Annotated in this window: 18 protein-coding genes; 12 read left to right on the forward strand and 6 right to left on the reverse strand. The window is 66.3% G+C overall.

Annotation, left to right across the window (positions count from 1 at the left end; genetic code table 11):
* Positions 1–61: 61 nt before the first annotated feature.
* The 3 genes from FEJ81_RS00285 to FEJ81_RS00295 are packed head-to-tail and all read left to right on the forward strand — an operon-like array spanning position 62 to position 4,168.
* Positions 62–535 carry a DUF1850 domain-containing protein gene (locus FEJ81_RS00285; protein ID WP_324618335.1) on the forward strand — a complete coding sequence of 158 codons (474 nt, stop codon included), beginning with the start codon at positions 62–64 and terminating at the stop codon, positions 533–535.
* Complete coding sequence (locus FEJ81_RS00290) at positions 532–3,234, forward strand: TRAP transporter permease (RefSeq protein WP_138243383.1); 2,703 nt, start codon at positions 532–534, stop codon at positions 3,232–3,234. Before FEJ81_RS00285 ends, FEJ81_RS00290 begins: the two co-directional genes overlap by 4 nt.
* 52 nt (positions 3,235–3,286) lie before the next feature.
* Positions 3,287–4,168 (forward strand): hypothetical protein, encoded by an 882-nt coding sequence (locus tag FEJ81_RS00295; protein ID WP_138243384.1) that lies wholly within the window; start codon positions 3,287–3,289, stop codon positions 4,166–4,168.
* 40 nt (positions 4,169–4,208) lie between these two features.
* On the opposite strand, the gene FEJ81_RS00300 is transcribed toward FEJ81_RS00295, so the two are convergent.
* A complete protein-coding gene (locus FEJ81_RS00300; protein ID WP_138243385.1) occupies positions 4,209–4,826 on the reverse strand; it encodes an IMPACT family protein in 618 nt (205 codons plus the stop codon).
* A gap of 192 nt (positions 4,827–5,018) precedes the next feature.
* Here FEJ81_RS00300 and FEJ81_RS00305 point away from each other — a divergent pair, with 192 nt between their 5' ends.
* Positions 5,019–5,429 (forward strand): DUF7522 family protein, encoded by a 411-nt coding sequence (locus FEJ81_RS00305; RefSeq protein ID WP_138243386.1) that lies wholly within the window; start codon positions 5,019–5,021, stop codon positions 5,427–5,429.
* 18 nt (positions 5,430–5,447) lie between these two features.
* On the opposite strand, the gene FEJ81_RS00310 is transcribed toward FEJ81_RS00305, so the two are convergent.
* Positions 5,448–5,951, reverse strand: coding sequence for an amino acid-binding protein (locus FEJ81_RS00310; protein WP_138243387.1), 504 nt, complete (start codon positions 5,949–5,951; stop codon positions 5,448–5,450).
* A gap of 145 nt (positions 5,952–6,096) precedes the next feature.
* Between FEJ81_RS00310 and FEJ81_RS00315 the strand changes: the two genes are divergently transcribed.
* Positions 6,097–6,879 carry a hypothetical protein gene (locus FEJ81_RS00315; RefSeq protein ID WP_138243388.1) on the forward strand — a complete coding sequence of 261 codons (783 nt, stop codon included), beginning with the start codon at positions 6,097–6,099 and terminating at the stop codon, positions 6,877–6,879.
* 167 nt (positions 6,880–7,046) lie between these two features.
* On the opposite strand, the gene hisB is transcribed toward FEJ81_RS00315, so the two are convergent.
* Positions 7,047–7,634, reverse strand: a complete 588-nt coding sequence (gene hisB / locus FEJ81_RS00320) for an imidazoleglycerol-phosphate dehydratase HisB (protein ID WP_138243389.1) — start codon at positions 7,632–7,634, stop codon at positions 7,047–7,049.
* Between the two features lie 274 nt (positions 7,635–7,908).
* Between hisB and FEJ81_RS00325 the strand changes: the two genes are divergently transcribed.
* Both FEJ81_RS00325 and FEJ81_RS00330 read left to right on the forward strand, forming a co-directional pair.
* Positions 7,909–8,169: a hypothetical protein gene (locus FEJ81_RS00325; protein WP_138243390.1), complete on the forward strand. Its 261-nt coding sequence runs from the start codon at positions 7,909–7,911 to the stop codon at positions 8,167–8,169.
* A 107-nt stretch (positions 8,170–8,276) separates the two neighbouring features.
* A complete protein-coding gene (locus tag FEJ81_RS00330; RefSeq protein ID WP_138243391.1) occupies positions 8,277–9,773 on the forward strand; it encodes a TrkH family potassium uptake protein in 1,497 nt (498 codons plus the stop codon).
* Positions 9,774–9,996: 223 nt separating this feature from the next.
* Here the strand turns inward: FEJ81_RS00330 and FEJ81_RS22965 are convergent, their stop codons facing one another.
* On the reverse strand, positions 9,997–10,170 hold the full coding sequence (locus tag FEJ81_RS22965) for a hypothetical protein (RefSeq protein WP_175416330.1): 174 nt from the start codon (positions 10,168–10,170) through the stop codon (positions 9,997–9,999).
* 88 nt (positions 10,171–10,258) lie between these two features.
* The gene (hisA, locus tag FEJ81_RS00335; RefSeq protein WP_394349644.1) at positions 10,259–11,068 is read right to left on the reverse strand and encodes a 1-(5-phosphoribosyl)-5-[(5-phosphoribosylamino)methylideneamino]imidazole-4-carboxamide isomerase; all 810 of its coding nucleotides are present in this window, start codon (positions 11,066–11,068) and stop codon (positions 10,259–10,261) included.
* A gap of 63 nt (positions 11,069–11,131) precedes the next feature.
* Here hisA and FEJ81_RS00340 point away from each other — a divergent pair, with 63 nt between their 5' ends.
* From FEJ81_RS00340 to FEJ81_RS00355, 4 genes are all read left to right on the forward strand, one after another.
* Positions 11,132–12,988 carry an SLC13 family permease gene (locus tag FEJ81_RS00340; RefSeq protein WP_138243392.1) on the forward strand — a complete coding sequence of 619 codons (1,857 nt, stop codon included), beginning with the start codon at positions 11,132–11,134 and terminating at the stop codon, positions 12,986–12,988.
* A 78-nt stretch (positions 12,989–13,066) separates the two neighbouring features.
* Positions 13,067–13,735: an ABC transporter ATP-binding protein gene (locus FEJ81_RS00345; RefSeq protein WP_138243393.1), complete on the forward strand. Its 669-nt coding sequence runs from the start codon at positions 13,067–13,069 to the stop codon at positions 13,733–13,735.
* Entirely contained in the window at positions 13,735–14,556 is an 822-nt protein-coding gene (locus FEJ81_RS00350; protein ID WP_138243394.1) for an ABC transporter permease, read from the forward strand. Before FEJ81_RS00345 ends, FEJ81_RS00350 begins: the two co-directional genes overlap by 1 nt.
* A 103-nt stretch (positions 14,557–14,659) precedes the next feature.
* A complete protein-coding gene (locus FEJ81_RS00355) occupies positions 14,660–15,844 on the forward strand; it encodes an inorganic phosphate transporter (protein ID WP_138243395.1) in 1,185 nt (394 codons plus the stop codon).
* Between the two features lie 65 nt (positions 15,845–15,909).
* On the opposite strand, the gene FEJ81_RS00360 is transcribed toward FEJ81_RS00355, so the two are convergent.
* Complete coding sequence (locus FEJ81_RS00360; RefSeq protein WP_138243396.1) at positions 15,910–16,227, reverse strand: hypothetical protein; 318 nt, start codon at positions 16,225–16,227, stop codon at positions 15,910–15,912.
* Between the two features lie 372 nt (positions 16,228–16,599).
* Here FEJ81_RS00360 and FEJ81_RS00365 point away from each other — a divergent pair, with 372 nt between their 5' ends.
* Positions 16,600–17,778, forward strand: a complete 1,179-nt coding sequence (locus FEJ81_RS00365) for an inorganic phosphate transporter (protein ID WP_138243397.1) — start codon at positions 16,600–16,602, stop codon at positions 17,776–17,778.
* Positions 17,779–17,807 lie beyond the last annotated feature (29 nt).

Here is a 17,807-nt window from a genome sequence, read left to right on the forward strand (position 1 = left end):
ACGGTCCGTCGCTATCGCCGCACTCGTAGTGGTTGCCGCCCTCCTCGGATCGGCAGCCGTCGTGTCATCGGCTTCGGGCGGGCAGACGCTCGTCGTCACCGATGCCGATTCGGGCGAGCGCCTGCTCGAGGTCCCCGTCGACGACGGTGACGAGGTAACGCTGGCGTACACCCATAGTGTCGAAAAGACGCCGGTCGAGGACGTGTACGTCGTCGAGGATGACATCCTCCGGATGGATCGGATGGTGTTCCATTCTCACGGCGCGGGGCTCCCGGCCGCCGAGTCGATGGAACGGACCGACGAGGGACTCGTCGTGACGCGCAACGATACCTACGAGGCGGTCCCGGTCGCGCCCGGCTCGATCGCCGGTCACGAACTCGTGATCGACGGCGAGCGGTACGATCTGGTCGAGCGGTCCGACGGGCCCGTCGATATCTCCGTCGACGGCGGACTGTTCGATACGACCCTCCTGACCGACCGTTTCACGGCGGCCGATTCGAAACTCGACGACGGACGATATTCTGACTCCCTATGAGCATTGATACGAATACGGACGCGGTTTCGGAAGAAGAGCAAGAAGAAATCATGCAGGAAGTCGAGCGCCGCCGCACCCTTCAGGGCCCCGCGGTCGTCGCCGTCGCGCTGGTCGGCATCCTGTTTTCGGCGTTTCAACTGTGGCTCGCCGCGCGCAGCCGTGAGTTCGGCGCGACGCTGCCGGTCGTCGGCGAATTCTCCCTCGGTTCGCTCCAACAGCTACAGGTCAACGCGATCCACGTCACGTTCGCGTTGATCCTCGCGTTCCTGCTCTTCCCGGGGAGCCGGGGAGACGGGTTCGTCGCCAGACGGCTCGGTCGGATTCCGCCCGCCGTCCGGTCGAGATTCGGGCCGGAGCACCCGCTCTCGAGAGCGGCGACGCGACTTGCAGACGGGATACGCTGGGCCGCCGTCGATCCCTCGATGAACCGGATCACTCCGGTGGACATCGCGCTCGTCGTCCTCTCGGTCCTTCCCACGTACTACATCGTCACCGAGATCGACGAGATTCAGCGGCTCGCGATCCTCGGGATCCACGGTGCCCGCCCGATACACGAGATGTATCCCGCGCTCGAGCCGCTGGTCACTGCCGCCACGATGGTCGGCATTCCGCTCGATAGCGTCTCCTACGCGTTCCTCCTCGGGACGCTCGGCATCCTGCTGGTCCTCGAGGCGACCAGACGGACCCTCGGTGTGCACCTCATGTCGCTAGTCGGCCTGTTCATCGTCTACGCCCGGTGGGGATACGTCATCCCGAGCGATTCGCCGATCGGCGCGCTCTCGATCCTCCCCGAAACGTGGGGCAGCATCGTCTACAACCTCTGGTACACGGTCGAAGCGGGCGTCTTCAGCGTGCCCGTCACCGTCAGCGTTCGGTTCATCTACATCTTCGTCCTCTTCGGCGCGTTCCTCGAGATGAGCGGTGCCGGCAAGTGGTTCATCGACCTCGCCTACTCGGCGACCGGGACCCGGAAGGGCGGCCCGGCGAAGGCGAGCGTCGTCTCGAGCGGGTTCATGGGGATGCTCAGCGGCTCGTCGATCGCGAACACGGTCACGACCGGCGCGTTCACGATTCCGCTGATGAAGCGGTCGGGCTACTCGCCCGAGTTCTCCGGGGCCGTCGAATCCTCCGCCTCGTCGGGCGGGCAGATCCTGCCGCCGGTGATGGGGGCGGCCGCGTTCCTCATCGTCGAGTACACCGGCACACCGTACCCGGACGTGATCGTTGCCGCGACCCTGCCCGCCATCGCGTTCTTCTTCGGGATGTGGGTGATGGTCCACTTCGAGGCCGTCCGCGGCGGTATCGGCGGACTGCCGCGCGCGGAACTGCCCGACGCCCTCGACGCGCTCCGGACCGGCTGGTTCTATCTGGTGCCGATCGCGCTCCTGATCTACTTCCTCGTCTTCGCCCGCCTCTCGATCGCCCGCGCCGGCTGGTACACGATCGTCGCCATCGTCGCGCTGATCGCAGTCGTCGCCGCCTACAACGAGCGGAACGCCGTCCCGCTTCTGGGATCGATCGCCGCGCTCTTCGTCGCCCAAACCGCGGCCTTCGCGACCTACGGAGTCGGACTCGCGAGTGCGGGACAGGTCCTCCTCGGCCTCGAGTCGGCGGCCGATCCGTACTCGCTCGGTGCCGCAGCGACCGCCGCGGTGTCGGATCTCGGGCTGATCGCGATCCTCGTCAGCGTCGCCTTCCTGCTCGCTCGCCCGCACGCGGACTCGCCGCTGCTCGAGTTGGACGAGGCGGTCGACGAGTCCGCACAGCGGTCCGCGGCGGCGATCAACCGGCCGTCGCTCGCCGAGAACACCGGCTATCGACTCGGCGCGTTCGTGCTGAAATCGATGGAGTCCGGCGCACGCACCGCGACGACGGTCGTTATCGCGGTCGCCGCGGCGGGCGTCGTCCCCGGCGTCATCAGCGTCTCCGGACTGGGGCCGAACCTCGCCGCGCTCATCTCGGCCGTCAGCGGCGGTTCGATCCTGCTCTTGCTCGTCCTCACCGGGATCGCGTCGATCATCTTCGGGATGGGGATGCCCACGACCGCGATGTACATCATCCTGGTCGCGATGCTCGGCGGGCCGATCGAGGAGGCCGTCGGTACGGTCCTCGCTGCCCACCTCTTCGTGCTCTACTTCGGGCTGATGGCGGACGTGACACCGCCCGTCGCCGTCGCCGCCTTCGCCGGTGCGGGCATCGCCAAGGCCGACGAACTCAAGACCGCGATCAGCGCGTTCCTGCTCTCGCTGAACAAGATCCTCGTCCCCTTCGCCTTCGTCTTCTCGCCGGGCGTCCTGCTCGTCCGCGAAACGGGCGACGGGTGGGGCGTTATCGGCTGGGCCGACGTCTCGGATCTCGGCTTCTTCCTCCCCGAAGTCGTGGTCCCGGTCCTCGGGATGTTCCTCGGGGTCTACGCCCTCGGCGTGACGATCATCGGCTGTCAGTTCTCGCCGGTCGACTCCGGTAATCGCACGCTGTACGCGATCGCGTCGATCCTGCTGATGGTCCCCGAGATTCCCCTGCTCATCGTCGAGGCAGTCCTCTCGCTGGCCGGCGTCTCCGTCGGCCTCACCGGTCTCACGGTCACGCTCCTGTTGCGGGCCGTCGGGCTGGTGATCCTCGTCACGCTGTCCCAGCGCAACCGCTCTCGACTGACGGGGTCCGAGACGGACGTCTCCGTGCCGACTCCGGACGCGTAACCCGCTCTCCGATTCGGTTACTATTTTAACACGAGCGGTCGAACGCGTACCCGTGTCCGACCGGAAGCCGATCGCCTCGAGCGACACCGCTGGCAGCACCGACGACCGACCGGACGCGGCATTTCAACTCGCGTTCGGTGGATACGTCGGCGCGCTCCTCGCGGGCATCGCGGCGGTCGTCGCCGCGCTCACTACCGCCCCGTTACTGTTCGTGCCCGGTGCGGCCGTCGCCGGGTTCTCGAGTGGCTGTCTCGTTGGAATCGCGATCGCGAGGCGCGTCCGCGGCCTCGCGGAGCGGATCGGTCGAACCCGTCGCCGTCGGGCGGCGCTTGTCGTGTTTTCCGTCCCGTTCGGGGCGGCAGCCCTCGCGTCGCTGGTCGGAGTTCTCGAGTCGCGGCTCGCGCCCGTTGCGCTCGTCGTGGCGGTCGCCGTCGCCGTCACCGGCTCGCTGCTGGGGTGGGTCGCACAGACCCGGTACGTCGACGCGATCACAGGTGACGACCCCGCGGCCGCGTGGCCGTGGACCCCGCCGGGCAATCCGATACTGGATGTTGTCGTGTTCGCGATGTGGCTCCTGTTGGGTGGGACGAACGCCGCCGCGGGCGACTGGCTGCAGTCGATCGTGTGGTTCGGACTGGCGATATTCTGGGTCTGTGGCGGCCTCGCCGAGGGCCGCTGGCGCGTGGGATCGCTCGGCGACGCGCCCGAAGTCCGCATCTACGACGCCGGCCTCGTCAAACGACGGCCGTACACGCGCTCGCTCGTCCCGTGGACCGACATCTCGCACGTGCGGCTGCGCGAGGACGAACTCGTGGTGGATCGCGGCTTCTTCGACGTTCGCTTCGACCGCGACGAACTCGAGGACCTCGAGGCGCTTCAGACCGAAATCGAGGGCCGCCTGCCGGACGACGCACCCGGCGTTTGGACACGGTAACGGTCCGCCAGCGGCCGCCGTCTTTCAGCCGTCGGCCGCCTCACTCGAGGTCGGCGCGGTCGCTCGTCGCGCTCCGAATCCGGTCCCGGAGCGCCTCGCCGTCGGCGAGTGGCACACGCACGTCGAAACTGACCGCGGCCGCGTAGTCGGCTTCGAACTCGTAGCCCTCGCTTTCTAGAATCGACCGCACGGTCCCCGAATCGTCGTACTCGACGGTGATCCGCAGTTGCTCGTGGGGGTGTTCCTCGACGATACCGGCTTTCTCGACCGCCTCTTTCACCGCGCGGGAGTACGCCCGGACGAGGCCGCCGACGCCGAGGTTCGTCCCGCCGTAGTAGCGGGTCACGACGACCGCGCAGTTCTCGAGGTCCTGCTGGGTCAGGACGTTCAGCGCCGGCTTGCCGGCCGAGCCGGAGGGCTCGCCGTCGTCGCTCGAGTACTCCCGGAGGAAGTGGCCCTCGGTCCCGTCGTCGCCGGTCCGCACGCGGTAGGCGGGGACGTTGTGGGTGGCATCGGCGTACTCCTCGCGGACGGTTTCGACGAACGATTCGGCGGCGTCGACTGATTCGACGGGCCGAACGTGGCCGAGGAACTCGGACCCCTGGACGACGAACTCGGCGGTGGCGGATTCCGAGACGGTTCGGTACGCGTCGCTCACGCCCGCTCACGCTCCGCGTCTCGTCGGCCGTGTCGCCGGTCTCGGTGCTCGAGGCTGGCCATAGCGATGGTCGGTGCTACCTCGGCCGGCGAAAAGAGCCCGTCGGTCCCCGCGGTTCGGTCGTCGGGGACGGTTGCAGGACGTTTCGCCCCGACCCGTACGCTATTACTGTTCCATGTGTTATCTGCACACATGGACGGCGAGACTATCGACGCCGAACTGGCGGACGAACTCCGCAGCGTTTGCCGGACGACGGTCGGAGACGAACTGCGCAGTATCACCTACTTCACCGAGGCCGACGTCGAGCAATTGTATCTGCGGTCGGACTTGGAGCAGACCGCCGACCTCATCGGCTTCGCCGAACACGAGCGGCTGGGCTTTCGCTCCCAGTCGGCCTACCGGAACACGCAACTCGGCGAGTATCAGGCAACGATCCGCATGTTCGAGAACGGCTACCTGTCGCGGGTCATCCGCGGCCCACACGGCGTCTGGGTGACGACCGACGACATGTCCATGGAGCGCTTCGAGGAACTCACGACCGCCCTCGAGTCGATCCTCGACGACTTCGCGGACACCGTCGTCATCGACGGGGGCGGGGACTGACCCCGGCCCGAACGCCGGTCACTGGATTTCGATCTTCCGGACGAACTCGAGGTCGCGGATCGCGGTGATCGTCTCGCCGGGGAGTTCCTCGTCGGTGATCAGGTAGAGCCGGGGCTCATCCGTGAACTCGGGGTCCTCGCTGATCGTCTGGCGGATCGAGATGCCGTGATCAGCCAGCGTCCCGGTGACCTGCGCGACGATCCCTTCCCGCTCGGCGTCGATCACCTCGATCGAGAGCACCGTCAGGTCCAAGACCGGCGCTAAATCCATCAGGCTCGGCACCTGCGAGATGTTCTGGAAGATGCGGCGCAGTTCGTCGTCCTCGAGGATGACATCGGTCGTCGAGTCGACGACCCGTCGGTCGACACCGATCTCGCGGGCGATCCCCGTGTTCGGGATCTCGATCCCGCCGGAGACGACCCGCCCGTCGTCGTTGACGGAGAACCCCCGCTCGAGCAGCAGCCGGATCACCGCCTGCTGGCTCGGCGATCCCTCGAATTTCTCCATGATCTCGTCGAACATTCGTTGCCGAGTGTACGGCCGCACCGGTATAATGTCCGGTGATCGGTCTCGAGCGGCGATTCCCCGATCCCTCGCAGCCCCGAGCGATCCGTGCGACACTCCGTCTGACGGATGCTTTTTTACCGTCCCCGTGAGAGCCGACACTATGCGCGAACTCCGGAGCTGTGACTTCTGTGACGCCGAGGCCGTCGGCGCGTTCGAGATTGTCCCGCCCGAACTCGAGCCGACCGAGGCCGAACAGCGCCGCGTCGTCCCCTGTGCCGACTGCAAAGATCGACTCGAGACGCTGCTCGAACCGCTGCTCGCCCGCGCTGGGGCCGAGAGCGGGGCCGGGGCCGGACCCGCCGACGGCGACCCCGACTCGACCGGCGACGACGAGACCGACGGTTCGGGAGCCGTCGTCGCTACCGCCGACGAATCGACGGAGAAACGACCGCGGACGACCAGCCCGAACGCGACCGTCTCGGAGACGCCCGCGGAGTCCGAAGACGGGACGACATCCCAGCCCGCCGACGAGGCCGATCCCGATTCCGACTCCGAATCGGACGCAGAGCCGGGACTCGAGGGCGGCATCACCTTCGAACGCGACGAGCGAACGGACGACGCCGCCGCTGGGTCGGCGGGCGAAGACGGCGACGAACCGGCGGACGGAGCGACGTCGAAAGAGGCGGCGGAGACGGGAGACGCGTCGAACGCAGCGGCCGCGGACGACGCCGAGTCGACTGGCTCGAGCAATCGCCCGCCGACGGCGTACAACAAGGTCGTCCGACTCCTTCGCAACCGCGAGTTCCCGATGAAACGGACCGCCGTCGAAGAGTTGGCCGCGGGCGCCTACGACCTCGAGAGTCACGAGGTCGAGGCGATCGTCGACTACGCCGTCGAGGACGGCGAGTTCGTCGAGAAAGGGGGACTGCTCCGCCGTCCCTGAATCGCGACCGGTCCGACCGCCGGCGCGACCGACTGCGCACGGTTCGTCCGCTACGGAGCGTCGGCGCTGTGGTGGCTGCTCGAGGAGGGCGATATCGCGGCCCACGACGGTACCGGACGGCTGACGCGCGACGACCCGGCCGAGTACCGGTGGCCGGTCGTCGACGACTAGAGGGTTCCCTTCGTACTGGGCGTCCCGTCCCGCCGCTCGTCGAGCCGCGTCGCGTCGTCGAGGCTTCGTGCGAGCGCCTTGAACAGCGCCTCGACCTCGTGGTGGGCATTCTCACCGTCGACCTCGAGGTGCAGCGTCAGACCGGCGTTCATCGCGAGCGATTCCCCGAAGTGACGCGCCATGTCGCTGGTGAACTCGCCGATTTCCGCCTGCGAGAACTCCCCGTCGAAATAGAACCGCGGTCGCCCGCTCACGTCGACGACCGCGCCCGCGACGGCCTCGTCCAGCGGCACCCGCCGGTCCGCGTACCGGACGATCCCCGAGCGATCGCCCAGCGCCTCGTCGACGGCCTCCCCGAGCACGATCGCGACATCCTCGACCGTGTGGTGGTCGTCGATCTCGAGGTCGCCGTCGCAGTCGACCTCGAGGTCGAACAGGCCGTGTTTGGCGAACGACGTCAGCATGTGATCGAAGAAGCCGATCCCGGTGTCGATCGCGGCCGCGCCGCTCCCGTCGATCTCGAGCGTACACTCGATTGCCGTCTCGGCCGTCTCGCGCGTGACCGTTGCCGTTCGCTCGCTCATGCTGGACCCATGCCGCCCCCGGTACAAGGGGATTCCGCTCGCCGCCGGCAGCGATTCGATGATCGAGGTCGACCATCGAATTCGCCTCGTTCGGGCAAAAACTACGAAAACGGAGTACAAAGAGCTATAAAATGTCTAACGGTATCTGCGGGCGTTTAAAAACGTCATTTCGATCCCATTACGGGGGTGAAACGGACCGAAACCACGCCAATCTTCAGCCGATTATATGATGGGTAGGGTGAATGTCGTAGTTGAGAAGAGGTGTCCCGATCCCATGTCCAACCCCTCCCCCGTTTCGAACGAATCGATCCCCCCGTCGAGCCCTGAGACGGAGCCCCAGCGCACCCGCCGCGTCGTCCGCTCGATCAAAGGCCCTGCCCAGTTCCTGTCGTTCTGGGTCGCCATCGCTCTGCCCTTCGTGCACCTCCCCCTCCTCGCACAGGGACTCGGCGATCCGACCGTCACGCTGACCTTCGGGGTCCTGTTGCTGGCTAACGTCTTCGCCCTCTACGCCGGCCACGGCTACGATAGCTGAGTCCGCCGCGTCGAATTCGAGCCCCGTCCCCCGGATTTCGACTGTTCCGTCCGGACCGTTTTCTTCCGAACTGTTATCCCGTCTCGCAGTACACGTGCAGACAGTCGATGACGATTCGCGTCGATTGGCGCTCGAGTTGTAGCCTCACCGGGACGGTCCTGAAGTGGCTCGCCGTCCCACTGGGTGGACCGCTCGCCCTCGCTCTCGTCGACGGCGACGATCCGGTCCCGTTTTTCCTCACCATCGTCGTCACCGTCGTCTTCGGGACCGCCCTCGAGAGACTGACCGCCGATCGCGAGATTCAACAACGGGAGGCGTTCCTGATGGTCGCCCTGACGTGGCTCGGGGTCGCGCTGGTCGGCGCGATCCCGTTTCTCGTCGCGGGCGACGGGGTGCTCGCACGACCCGTCAACGCCGTCTTCGAGAGCACCAGCGGCGTAACGACGACGGGCGCGACCGTCATCGAGGACTTCGGCGCACACTCGCGGGCGATCATGCTCTGGCGGGCGGTCCTCCAGTGGCTCGGCGGCCTCGGGATCCTGATCGTCGCCATCGGCCTGTTCTCGCACCTGCTCGTCGGCGGTGCCCAGCTGATGGAGACCGAATCGCAGACCCAGAACGTCCACAAGCTCCGCCCCCATCTCGACGAGACCGCACGGCTTATCTGGGGGTTGTACATCGGCCTGACGGTCCTCACGACGCTCGCGCTCTTCGCGCTCTCCCTCGTCGGTCTCGCGCCGGAGATGGACCTCTACAACGCCGTCGCGCACGCGCTTACCAGCGTCTCCACCGCCGGATTCTCGCCCCAACCCGACAGCATCGGCGCGTTCTCCGCGTCGGTCCAGTGGACGCTGATCCCGGTCATGTTCCTCGGCGCGACCAACTTCGTGCTCCTCTATGCCGTGACCCAAGGCGATATCCGCCGGCCGCTCGAGTCCGACGAATTCCGGTTCTACGCCGGCCTCCTCGCGTCGATTACGGCGATCGTCGTTGCCATGCTCGTGCTCGACCCCGATCTCGCGATGGGGCTCGAGCCGACGGTCCGTCACGGGCTGTTCAACGTGGTCTCGATGCTGACGACGACGGGCTACGCCTCGGTCAACTTCGATCTCTGGTCGCCCGGCGCGAAGCACATGCTGTTCCTCTGTATGTTCACCGGCGGGATGGCCGGATCGACGACGTGTTCGATCAAGTCGCTCCGCTGGCTGGTCATTCTGAAGGGGTTCCGCCGGACCCTGTTCACCGCCGTTCATCCGAACGCCGTGCGGCCGCTCCGGCTCGACGACTCGGTGGTCGACGAGGAGACGATCGGCGACGTCTTCACGTACGTCACCCTCGCGCTGGTCATCTTCTTCCTGCTCACGGTCGTGATCGTCGTCGACGCTGCCCGCGTCGGGAACCCGGTCGACGAGTTCGACGCCCTCGGCGCGGCCGCCTCGATCTTCCTCAACATCGGCCCCGCGTTCGGCGTCGCCGGCCCGTTCGACAACTACCTGGCCTTTTCGCCGCTGACCCGTGCGATCATGATCGTCATGATGTGGATCGGCCGCATCGAGATCATCCCCGTTCTCGTGCTGTTGACGCCGGAGTTCTGGCGTTCCTAACAAACTTTTGCGCTGCGTGCGGTCGCTTCGCGACCGCACTCGGCAAAACTTTGATGAAAAGCACTCCTCCCTCCCTTACAGGTCGGTCGTCGGCCCGCTCGCTCAGCCTGCGGCTTCGCTCACGGCGGATTTCGGTGAACTGCCTGCCTTTCCCCGAGTCGCACGGCTCTCGCAGTGCTCGACCCGTGCTCCCGGCCACCGAACGTAGCCTGTTCTCAGTCGCTTATGCCGTCCCGGACAGCGCACCGTCGTTCGAGTCGCCGTCGGGACAGAGGAACAGTCCGACTGCGAGTCCGAGAATCGCGGCGAGCGGGCCGACGAATACCATCGCCGGCAGGAGGGCGAACACGGCAGCCATCCGGACGTGATCGGCCCAGTGGTAGTCGCGGTCGGCCATCGGTTTTCGATTCGATAGTCGATATCTCCAATTTATCGTCACTCGAGGGGACGACTCGCCGGATCGAGACGGTGGGAGACCGGCGCGATTACTCGCCCGCGTCGACCGCAGCCTGCGCTTCCGCGAGCGTGAAGTTGCCCTCGTACAGCGCGCTGCCGACGACGACGGCCGCCGCGCCGGCCGCCTCGAGGTCGCGCACGTCCGCGAGCGTCGCCACCCCGCCGCTGGCGATCACGGGGATCTCGGTCGCATCGACCAGTTCGCGGACGGGATCGGTCGCGACGCCCTCGAGTCGGCCCTCGACGTCGACGTTGGTGAAGAGAATCGCGGCGGCCCCCAGTTCCGCGTATCGCTCGGCGGCCTCGACCGGCGAAATCCCGGCGCCTTCGGTCCAGCCCTCGACGACGACCTCGCCGTCTTTCGCGTCGAGGCTGACGACCACGCTGTCGGGGTGCGTTTCACTGATTTCCGCGACGATCTCCGGATTCTCGACCGCCGCAGTGCCGAGGATGACGCGGTCGACGCCGCGCTCGAGGAGGTCCGTGGCGTCCTCGGCCGTACGGATTCCCCCGCCGAGTTGCGTCGGCACGTCGACGGCGTCGATCACCGCCTCGATGGCGTCGGCGTTCGCCCGCTCGCCCTCGAACGCGCCGTCGAGGTCGACGAGGTGGAGCGTTTCCGCGCCGGCCTCGATCCACCGTTGGGCGGCCTCGACGGGATCACCGTAGCTCTTCTCCGTCCCGCGCTCTCCCTGCACGAGTTGGACGACTTCGCCATCTTGAATGTCGACCGCCGGAATCACCTCGAACGCCCCGAACTCGCCGCTCGTGTCGTCGCTGGTCATACCCGTGTCCGCGAGGCCGACGCGAGTAAAGGCGACGGTTTCGCCGACCGACATCGCCGCGACACTGTCCCCTATCTCAACAGAATTGTTACATGTGCAGTCGATGTGGGTCGTCTCATGGCGCTGTCGGCGTGCGATTTCCTCGCGCAAGCGATCGCGACCCAGTCCGACGTGACGACCGACATGCTCGTCGTCTTCGGCGTCGTCGCCGTCGCGCTTGTCCTCTTTCTCACCGAGCGCCTGCCGATCGACGTGACCGCGATCCTGTTGATCGTGATCCTCGTCGTCCTCGAGCCGTGGACCGGCGTCGATCCCGAGACGGGCATCTCCGGGTTCGCGAACGAGGCGACGATCACCGTGCTGGCGATGTTGATCCTGAGCGGCGGCATCAGTCGGACGGGGATCGTCCAGGAACTCGGGCGCCGAATGGCGGATTTCGCGGGCGACAGCCTCCGAAAGCAGCTGTTCGCGGTCGTCGCCGCGACCAGTCCCGTCTCCGGCTTCCTGAACAACACGCCGGTCGTCGCGCTCTTGGTGCCGGTCGTCACCGATGTCGCGAACAGGGGGAACACGTCGCCCTCGAAACTGCTCATCCCGCTTTCCTACGCCTCGCAGATGGGCGGCATGCTCACGCTTATCGGCACCTCGACGAACATCCTCGCGAGCGATGTCAGTGCCCGTCTCGGCTCCGAGTATCCCGAACTCCACCGGTTCTCGATGTTCGAGTTCACCCAACTCGGTGCCATCGTCGTCGTCGTCGGCTCGCTGTACCTGATCTTCGTCGGCCACTACCTCCTGCCCGAGCGGGTCCCACCGCGTGCCGACTACCTCGAGTCTTACGCGGTCGGCGATTACGTGGCCGACGTGGCCGTCGTCCCCGGCTCCCCGCTGGTCGGCGAGACGGTCCGCGACGCGAGCGAGATGCTCGGCCCCGACATCGACGTCGTGCAGGTGGTCCGCGACGAGGTGCGCTCGGTCGCCCCGCGACAGGCGACTTCCCTTCGGGAGGGCGACGTGCTCGTCGTCCGGACGGACCGGGACGCGATCACGACGCTCGAGGACGCCGAGGGGGTCGAACCCGTCGGCCGACCGAACGGTGCGGCGGACCTCTCGACTTCTGACGGCGTGCTCACGGAACTGGTCGTCTCGCTCGACTCGCGGCTCGTGGGCGAGCGCCTCGACCTCGAGGCGTTCCGCGAGGAGTACGACGCCGCCGTCCTCGGACTGCGGAGCCGCGGCGAACTCGTCGGCGAGCGCATCGTCGGACGACGGCTCGGCGTCGGCGATACGCTGCTCGTACAGGCCCCGCCGGATACACTCGACCGACTCGCTCGCGGGGAGGACGTGATCGTCGCCCGCGAACCGCCCTGCCCCGACTACCGGACCGACAAGGCACCGATCGCCGTCGCCATCATGCTCGGCGTCGTCGCCGTCGCCGCCCTCGAGATCTACCCGATCCTCATCGCCGCACTCGCCGGCGTCGTCGCGATGGTCGTCACGGGCGTCCTCGAGCCGAACGAGCTCTACGACGCCGTCGAGTGGGACATCATCTTCCTGCTCGCGGGGGTGATCCCGCTGGGGGTCGCCCTCGAGGGGTCGGGCGCGGCCGGCTACCTCGCGTGGCTGGTCGTCCAGTCGGCGGGCTTTCTGCCGCCGATCGCGGTGCTGTGGCTGTTCTACATCCTGACCGGGCTGCTCACGGAAGTCATCAGTAACAACGCGAGCGTCGTGCTGCTCATCCCGGTCGCGGCGGCCGCCGCGGCGGGCATCGGCGCGAACCCGTTCGCGTTCGTGCTGGCGGTGACCTTCGCCGCGAGCACCGCCTTTCTGGGCCCGATCGGCTACCAGACGAACCTGTTCGTCTACGGCCCCGGCGGCTACCGCTTCGGCGACTACGCGCGGATCGGCGCGCCGCTACAGTTCGTGCTCTCGATCGTGACCGTCCTCGGCATCGCGTTCTTCTGGGGCGTCTGAGCCCCGCCCCGATCCATGCGGCCGCCTCCCGCTCGTTGATCGAACCGCACTTCCGGACGTGCGTCGGATTCACCGACAATGACGATACTCGAGACGCGGAGCCTGACGCGGGTCGTCGACGGCGACCGGATCGTCGACGACGTCTCCGTCGCGGTGGCCGAATCCGAGGTGCTGGTCGTGGTCGGTCCCTCGGGCGCGGGCAAGTCGTCGCTGCTCCGACTGCTCAACCGACTCGACGAACCCACGGAGGGAACGGTGCTACTCGAGGGGACGGACTACCGGTCGATCCCGCCGCAGACGCTCCGACAGCGAGTCGGCCTCGTACCGCAGGACCCCGCGCTGGTTCCCGGAACCGTCTCGGAAAACGTCGCCCGAAGCGCCCTGCTCCGCGACGAGCCGGTCGACGACGCCGCCGTCGGCCGACTGCTCGAGCGCCTCGGCCTCGAGGGGTACGCCGAGCGCGACGTTGCGGACCTCTCGGGCGGCGAGCAACAGCGCGTCGCCATCGCTCGGACCCTCTACAACGAGCCCGACGTACTTCTGCTCGACGAGCCGACCTCGCACCTCGATTCCGCGTCCGAGGAGCGCGTCGAGACCCTCCTCGCGGAGCTCATCCGCGACCTCGATCTCACCGTCGTGATGGTCACCCACGACGAGCCACAGGCCCGGCGACTCGCCGACCGGGTGCTGTCGCTCCGCGACGGACGCGTCGATCGCCTCGGGCCGGTCGCGGAGGTGCTCGCTTGATGGCGGCGCTGTCGTCGGCCGCCGAGTTCGGCGCGCAGTTTGCCGACCCCGTCCTCCGCAGGGGACTCGGACAGGTCGCCGTCGCGGCCGTCCTCGCCGCGCTCGTGGTCGGCCTCTCGCATCTCCGCGGGCTCTCGCTCGAGCGGGAACTCGGCGTCGCGCTCGTCCGCGGGTTCGTCCAGATCGTGGCGATGGGGTCGATCGTCGGCCTCCTGCTCACCGCCGAGTTCGTGTGGAGCATCGTCATCCTCCTCGGAATGATGACCGGCGCGACCTGGATCTCGAAGAACCGCGGCGAGGGGCTTCCGGGAGTGATCCGGGTCTCGTTCGTCGCGATCGTCGTCGGCTCGGGGCTGGTCATCTCCACGATGGCACTCGCGGGGGCGATCGAGACTACCGTGCGCAATCTGGTCCCCGTCGGGAGCATGATCATCGCCAACGCGATGAAGGCGAACTCGCTCGCGCTGGACCGGTTCAAAAACGAGATCGAGGACAACCGGACCGAGATCGAGGCCGGCCTCGCGCTCGGCGCGCCGCCTCATGCAGTCGTCTCGAGACACATCAAGACCGGCGTTCGGGCGTCGCTGATCCCGACCATCGACTCGCTGAAGAGCCTCGGTTGGGTCTGGATCCCGGGCATCATGGCGGGGATGATCCTCGGCGGCGAGAACCCGCTGTATGCCGCGCTCTACCAGTTCGTCATCATGGCGATGATATTCGCCGCGGGCGGGCTGACGAGTATGACCAGCAGCCTGCTGATCGGCAAGTACGTCTTCACCGACGCCGAGCAGCTAAAGCGGATCGACGGGGAATCCGCGTAGACTCCGCCAACCCGTCGACCCGAGCGAGGCCGGTCGCGGCGCTCGTCTCACGATCCGGAACGAATAGGCGTATTTTTAGTATCGGATCGCGTGACTACCGAGCGTGAACGCGGAACCGCTGCTCATTGTCGGCATTCTGACTGCAATCTTCGTCGGCTACAACATCGGCGGCTCGACGACCGGTCCTGCGTTCGGTCCGGCCGTCGGTGCGAACGTGATCACGAAGGTGATGGCCGCCGGCTTGATGTCGATCTTCTTCTTTCTCGGAGCCTATACGATCGGTCCGAAGGTGGTCATGACGCTCGGCGAGAAACTCGTTACCGACACCTCTATCTTCACGCTGCGCTCGAACGTCGCCGTGCTCTTTTTCATCGGCGGCGCGCTGTTCGTCGGTAACTACGCCGGCGTCCCCGCCTCGACGTCGATGACCGCCGTCGGCGCGATCGCCGCGCTGGGCTTTGCGACCGGCGAACTCAACTGGAACGAGCTCGGCGAGATCGCCGTCTGGTGGATCGTCGCGCCGATCCTCGGGTTCTGGGTGGCCGGCGTGGTCGGTCGGTACTTCTATCCACAGATCAACGCCTGGATCGCTATCGAAAGCAAGCAGGGCGGTCGACCGATGGTCTCGATCGATCGATCCGGGGTCGTCCCGCGACTCCGGTTCGGCGCCGACGCCGACCGCCGGGAGATCACCGGCGCGCTCGTCGTCGTCGGGATCGGCTGTCTCATGGGCTTCGCCTCGGGGACGAGTAACATCGCCAACGCGATCGCGCCGATCTACGGCACCGGTGACATCGATATGATCCCGCTGATCCTGATCGGCTCGGCGGCGGTCGCGGTCGGCTGCTTTACGATCGCTCGCCGCACCCTCGATACGCTGGGCAACGACATCACGAACCTCCCGTTGACCGCGGCGATCGTCGTCGCCGTCATCAGTTCCGGGATCGTCATCGGCCTCTCGTCGATCGGGATCCCCGCGAGTTTCGTCGTCATCGCGACGATGAGCATCGTCGGGCTGGGCTGGGGGCGAGCCACGCGGACGACGACCCTCTCGGGCGTTCGCGCCGGCGAGGAGACCCGCGTCTCCGTCGGCGCGTTGACCGCCGAGGAGGAGGGTGAACGCTCCCCCGAGATCGGCGAGGAGGACGTCGAGGACATCCCGAAGGCCTCGGACCTGTTCGACCCCTCGACGACGGCCCGCGTGATCCTCATGCAGAACGTCGTGCCGGCCATCTCGACGATCGGGGCCTACCTCACGTTCCGGTTCGTACCGATCTTCGGCTTCTGATCGGATCGGTGTTCGACTGGACGATGGCCTCTCTATCGTCCGGTTGACGCCTTTCTCACCCAAAGTTACAGATATACGTCGTATGCCTTTGCTGCAGTTATGGCTACGCATGCAGCGACAGCCCCGGAAATTAATGCTTCCTCAACAACGAACATGGAAAGCAGAATACATAATACCAGAACTACTGGTAGCTCTATCAAGGGTCTCAGTGACAGCCTATCGACGAAATATACCGACAGACCGACTCCGAGACCGAAAATACTGGCGAGATAGCTTACATGCATTCCGTTCGTAACCCAAACAAAGGAAATCACGACCGTCACTAGCAGAAACAGAACCACTTCTGTCCACCCCTCACGCCGAATTGATTTCTCATCAGACATTATGTGGGAACTACAAATGCGATACGAAAAATATTTCTATTCTATCAGCAGAGAATTTAATAAATAGCTACGTCGACTGACCGCCTCTCTGTACGGTCTCATCCTCCTGTTCCTTCCACTCATTCGGTACCAAATGCGGTCCTCGGTTCAGTGTCCCAGAAGGTGGTCTGATTTACAGTAATTATAGGGTGCAGTATAAATTTAGAATTATTGATAATAATAACGCTCGTCCGGAAGCGTTGCTCGGAACGCTCGAGTTCACCTCGAGCGTGGTCCTTCTCGACAGAACCGACGGCCCGCATCTATCGCAGCCGATGACAGTCATATCGGCTTCCCGAAACGTCTTTTCGGGCGGGTAGAATGGCTTCGGGTATGGTTTCCGCGATTCTCCTCGTCGGGATCGTCGTGGCCGTCTTCGTCGGGTTCAACATCGGCGGTTCCTCGACTGGGATCGCGTGGGGTCCGGCCGTCGGCGCGGGCGTCATCGGCAAGACATCGGCCGCGGCGCTCATGTCGATTTTCGTCTTCATCGGCGGCTGGACCGTCGGCCGGAACGTCATCGACACGATGGGCGGCGACATCGTCCCGGCGGAGGTCTTCACGCTGCAGGCCAGCATCGTCGTCCTGTTTTTCATCGGGCTGGGGATGCTGCTCGCGAACCTCTTCGGCGTCCCCGTTCCGACGTCGATGACGGCGGTCGGCGCGATCGCCGGCCTCGGGCTGGCGACCGAAACGCTGGACATGGTCGTGATGGGCCGGATCGTCTCGTGGTGGGTCGTCACCCCGATCATCGCCTTCTGGATCGGCGGGATCGTCGGTCGCTACGTCTACCCGCATCTCGACCGCTACTTCGAGATCCGCCAGTCCGAGGGCCCGCTGCTCACCCTCGAGCGCTCCGGTCTCGTTCCCACCCCGGCGATGGGCCCGGGGACGACGGGGAAGGAGCTTACGACGACGATCCTGATCGTCGTCATCGCGTGTTACATGGCCTTCGGCGCGGGCGCGAGCAACGTCGCGAACGCGGTCGCGCCGCTGGTCGGCAGCGGCGCGCTCGACGTCGGCGGCTACGACGGCACGGACCTCGGCATCGCCATCGGCGCGCTCGCGATCAGCCTCGGCGGCTTCACGATCGCCCGCCGGACGATGGAGGCCGTCGGCAACGACCTCACCGAACTCCCGCTGCTGGCGGCGCTGATCGTCGCCGTCACCGCCGCCTCGATCACCACCTTCCTCTCGGCGATCGGCATCCCGATCAGCCTCGTGATGGCGACCGTAATGACCATCGTCGGGCTGGGCTGGGGCCGGGCCAGCCGCACCGCCAGCATCGCCGGGCTCGCACGCGGCGAGGACACGCTCGAGCTCTCGACGAACGTCCTGACACAGGAGACGCCCGACGTGCCCAAAATCGGCCAGGAAGAACCGGACGATGTCCTCGAGGCGGACGATCTAGTCAGACCGGACGCCGTCGCGCGGTTCGTCGCGTTCTGGATCATCGGCCCCTCGGCCTCGGCCGGGCTGGCGTACGGGTTCTTCCTCTTCGTGCCGCTGTAACGAGTCCTGGAACCGAGCGGCCAGCGTCT

The organism is Natrinema versiforme, assembly GCF_005576615.1.
GTDB lineage: Archaea > Halobacteriota > Halobacteria > Halobacteriales > Natrialbaceae > Natrinema > Natrinema versiforme_A.

What these genes read in the sequence shown, in the direction of transcription:
- FEJ81_RS00290 (WP_138243383.1), top strand. Translation starts at nt 532, where the DNA reads ATGAGCATTGATACGAATACGGACGCGGTTTCGGAAGAAGAGCAAGAA.
- FEJ81_RS00305 (WP_138243386.1), top strand. Translation starts at nt 5,019, where the DNA reads ATGGACGGCGAGACTATCGACGCCGAACTGGCGGACGAACTCCGCAGC.
- FEJ81_RS00310 (WP_138243387.1), bottom strand. Translation starts at nt 5,951, where the DNA reads ATGTTCGACGAGATCATGGAGAAATTCGAGGGATCGCCGAGCCAGCAG.
- FEJ81_RS00315 (WP_138243388.1), top strand. Translation starts at nt 6,097, where the DNA reads ATGCGCGAACTCCGGAGCTGTGACTTCTGTGACGCCGAGGCCGTCGGC.
- hisB (WP_138243389.1), bottom strand. Translation starts at nt 7,634, where the DNA reads ATGAGCGAGCGAACGGCAACGGTCACGCGCGAGACGGCCGAGACGGCA.
- FEJ81_RS00325 (WP_138243390.1), top strand. Translation starts at nt 7,909, where the DNA reads ATGTCCAACCCCTCCCCCGTTTCGAACGAATCGATCCCCCCGTCGAGC.
- FEJ81_RS00330 (WP_138243391.1), top strand. Translation starts at nt 8,277, where the DNA reads ATGACGATTCGCGTCGATTGGCGCTCGAGTTGTAGCCTCACCGGGACG.
- FEJ81_RS22965 (WP_175416330.1), bottom strand. Translation starts at nt 10,170, where the DNA reads ATGGCCGACCGCGACTACCACTGGGCCGATCACGTCCGGATGGCTGCC.
- hisA (WP_394349644.1), bottom strand. Translation starts at nt 11,068, where the DNA reads ATGTCGGTCGGCGAAACCGTCGCCTTTACTCGCGTCGGCCTCGCGGAC.
- FEJ81_RS00340 (WP_138243392.1), top strand. Translation starts at nt 11,132, where the DNA reads ATGGCGCTGTCGGCGTGCGATTTCCTCGCGCAAGCGATCGCGACCCAG.
- FEJ81_RS00345 (WP_138243393.1), top strand. Translation starts at nt 13,067, where the DNA reads ATGACGATACTCGAGACGCGGAGCCTGACGCGGGTCGTCGACGGCGAC.
- FEJ81_RS00350 (WP_138243394.1), top strand. Translation starts at nt 13,735, where the DNA reads ATGGCGGCGCTGTCGTCGGCCGCCGAGTTCGGCGCGCAGTTTGCCGAC.
- FEJ81_RS00360 (WP_138243396.1), bottom strand. Translation starts at nt 16,227, where the DNA reads ATGTCTGATGAGAAATCAATTCGGCGTGAGGGGTGGACAGAAGTGGTT.
- FEJ81_RS00365 (WP_138243397.1), top strand. Translation starts at nt 16,600, where the DNA reads ATGGTTTCCGCGATTCTCCTCGTCGGGATCGTCGTGGCCGTCTTCGTC.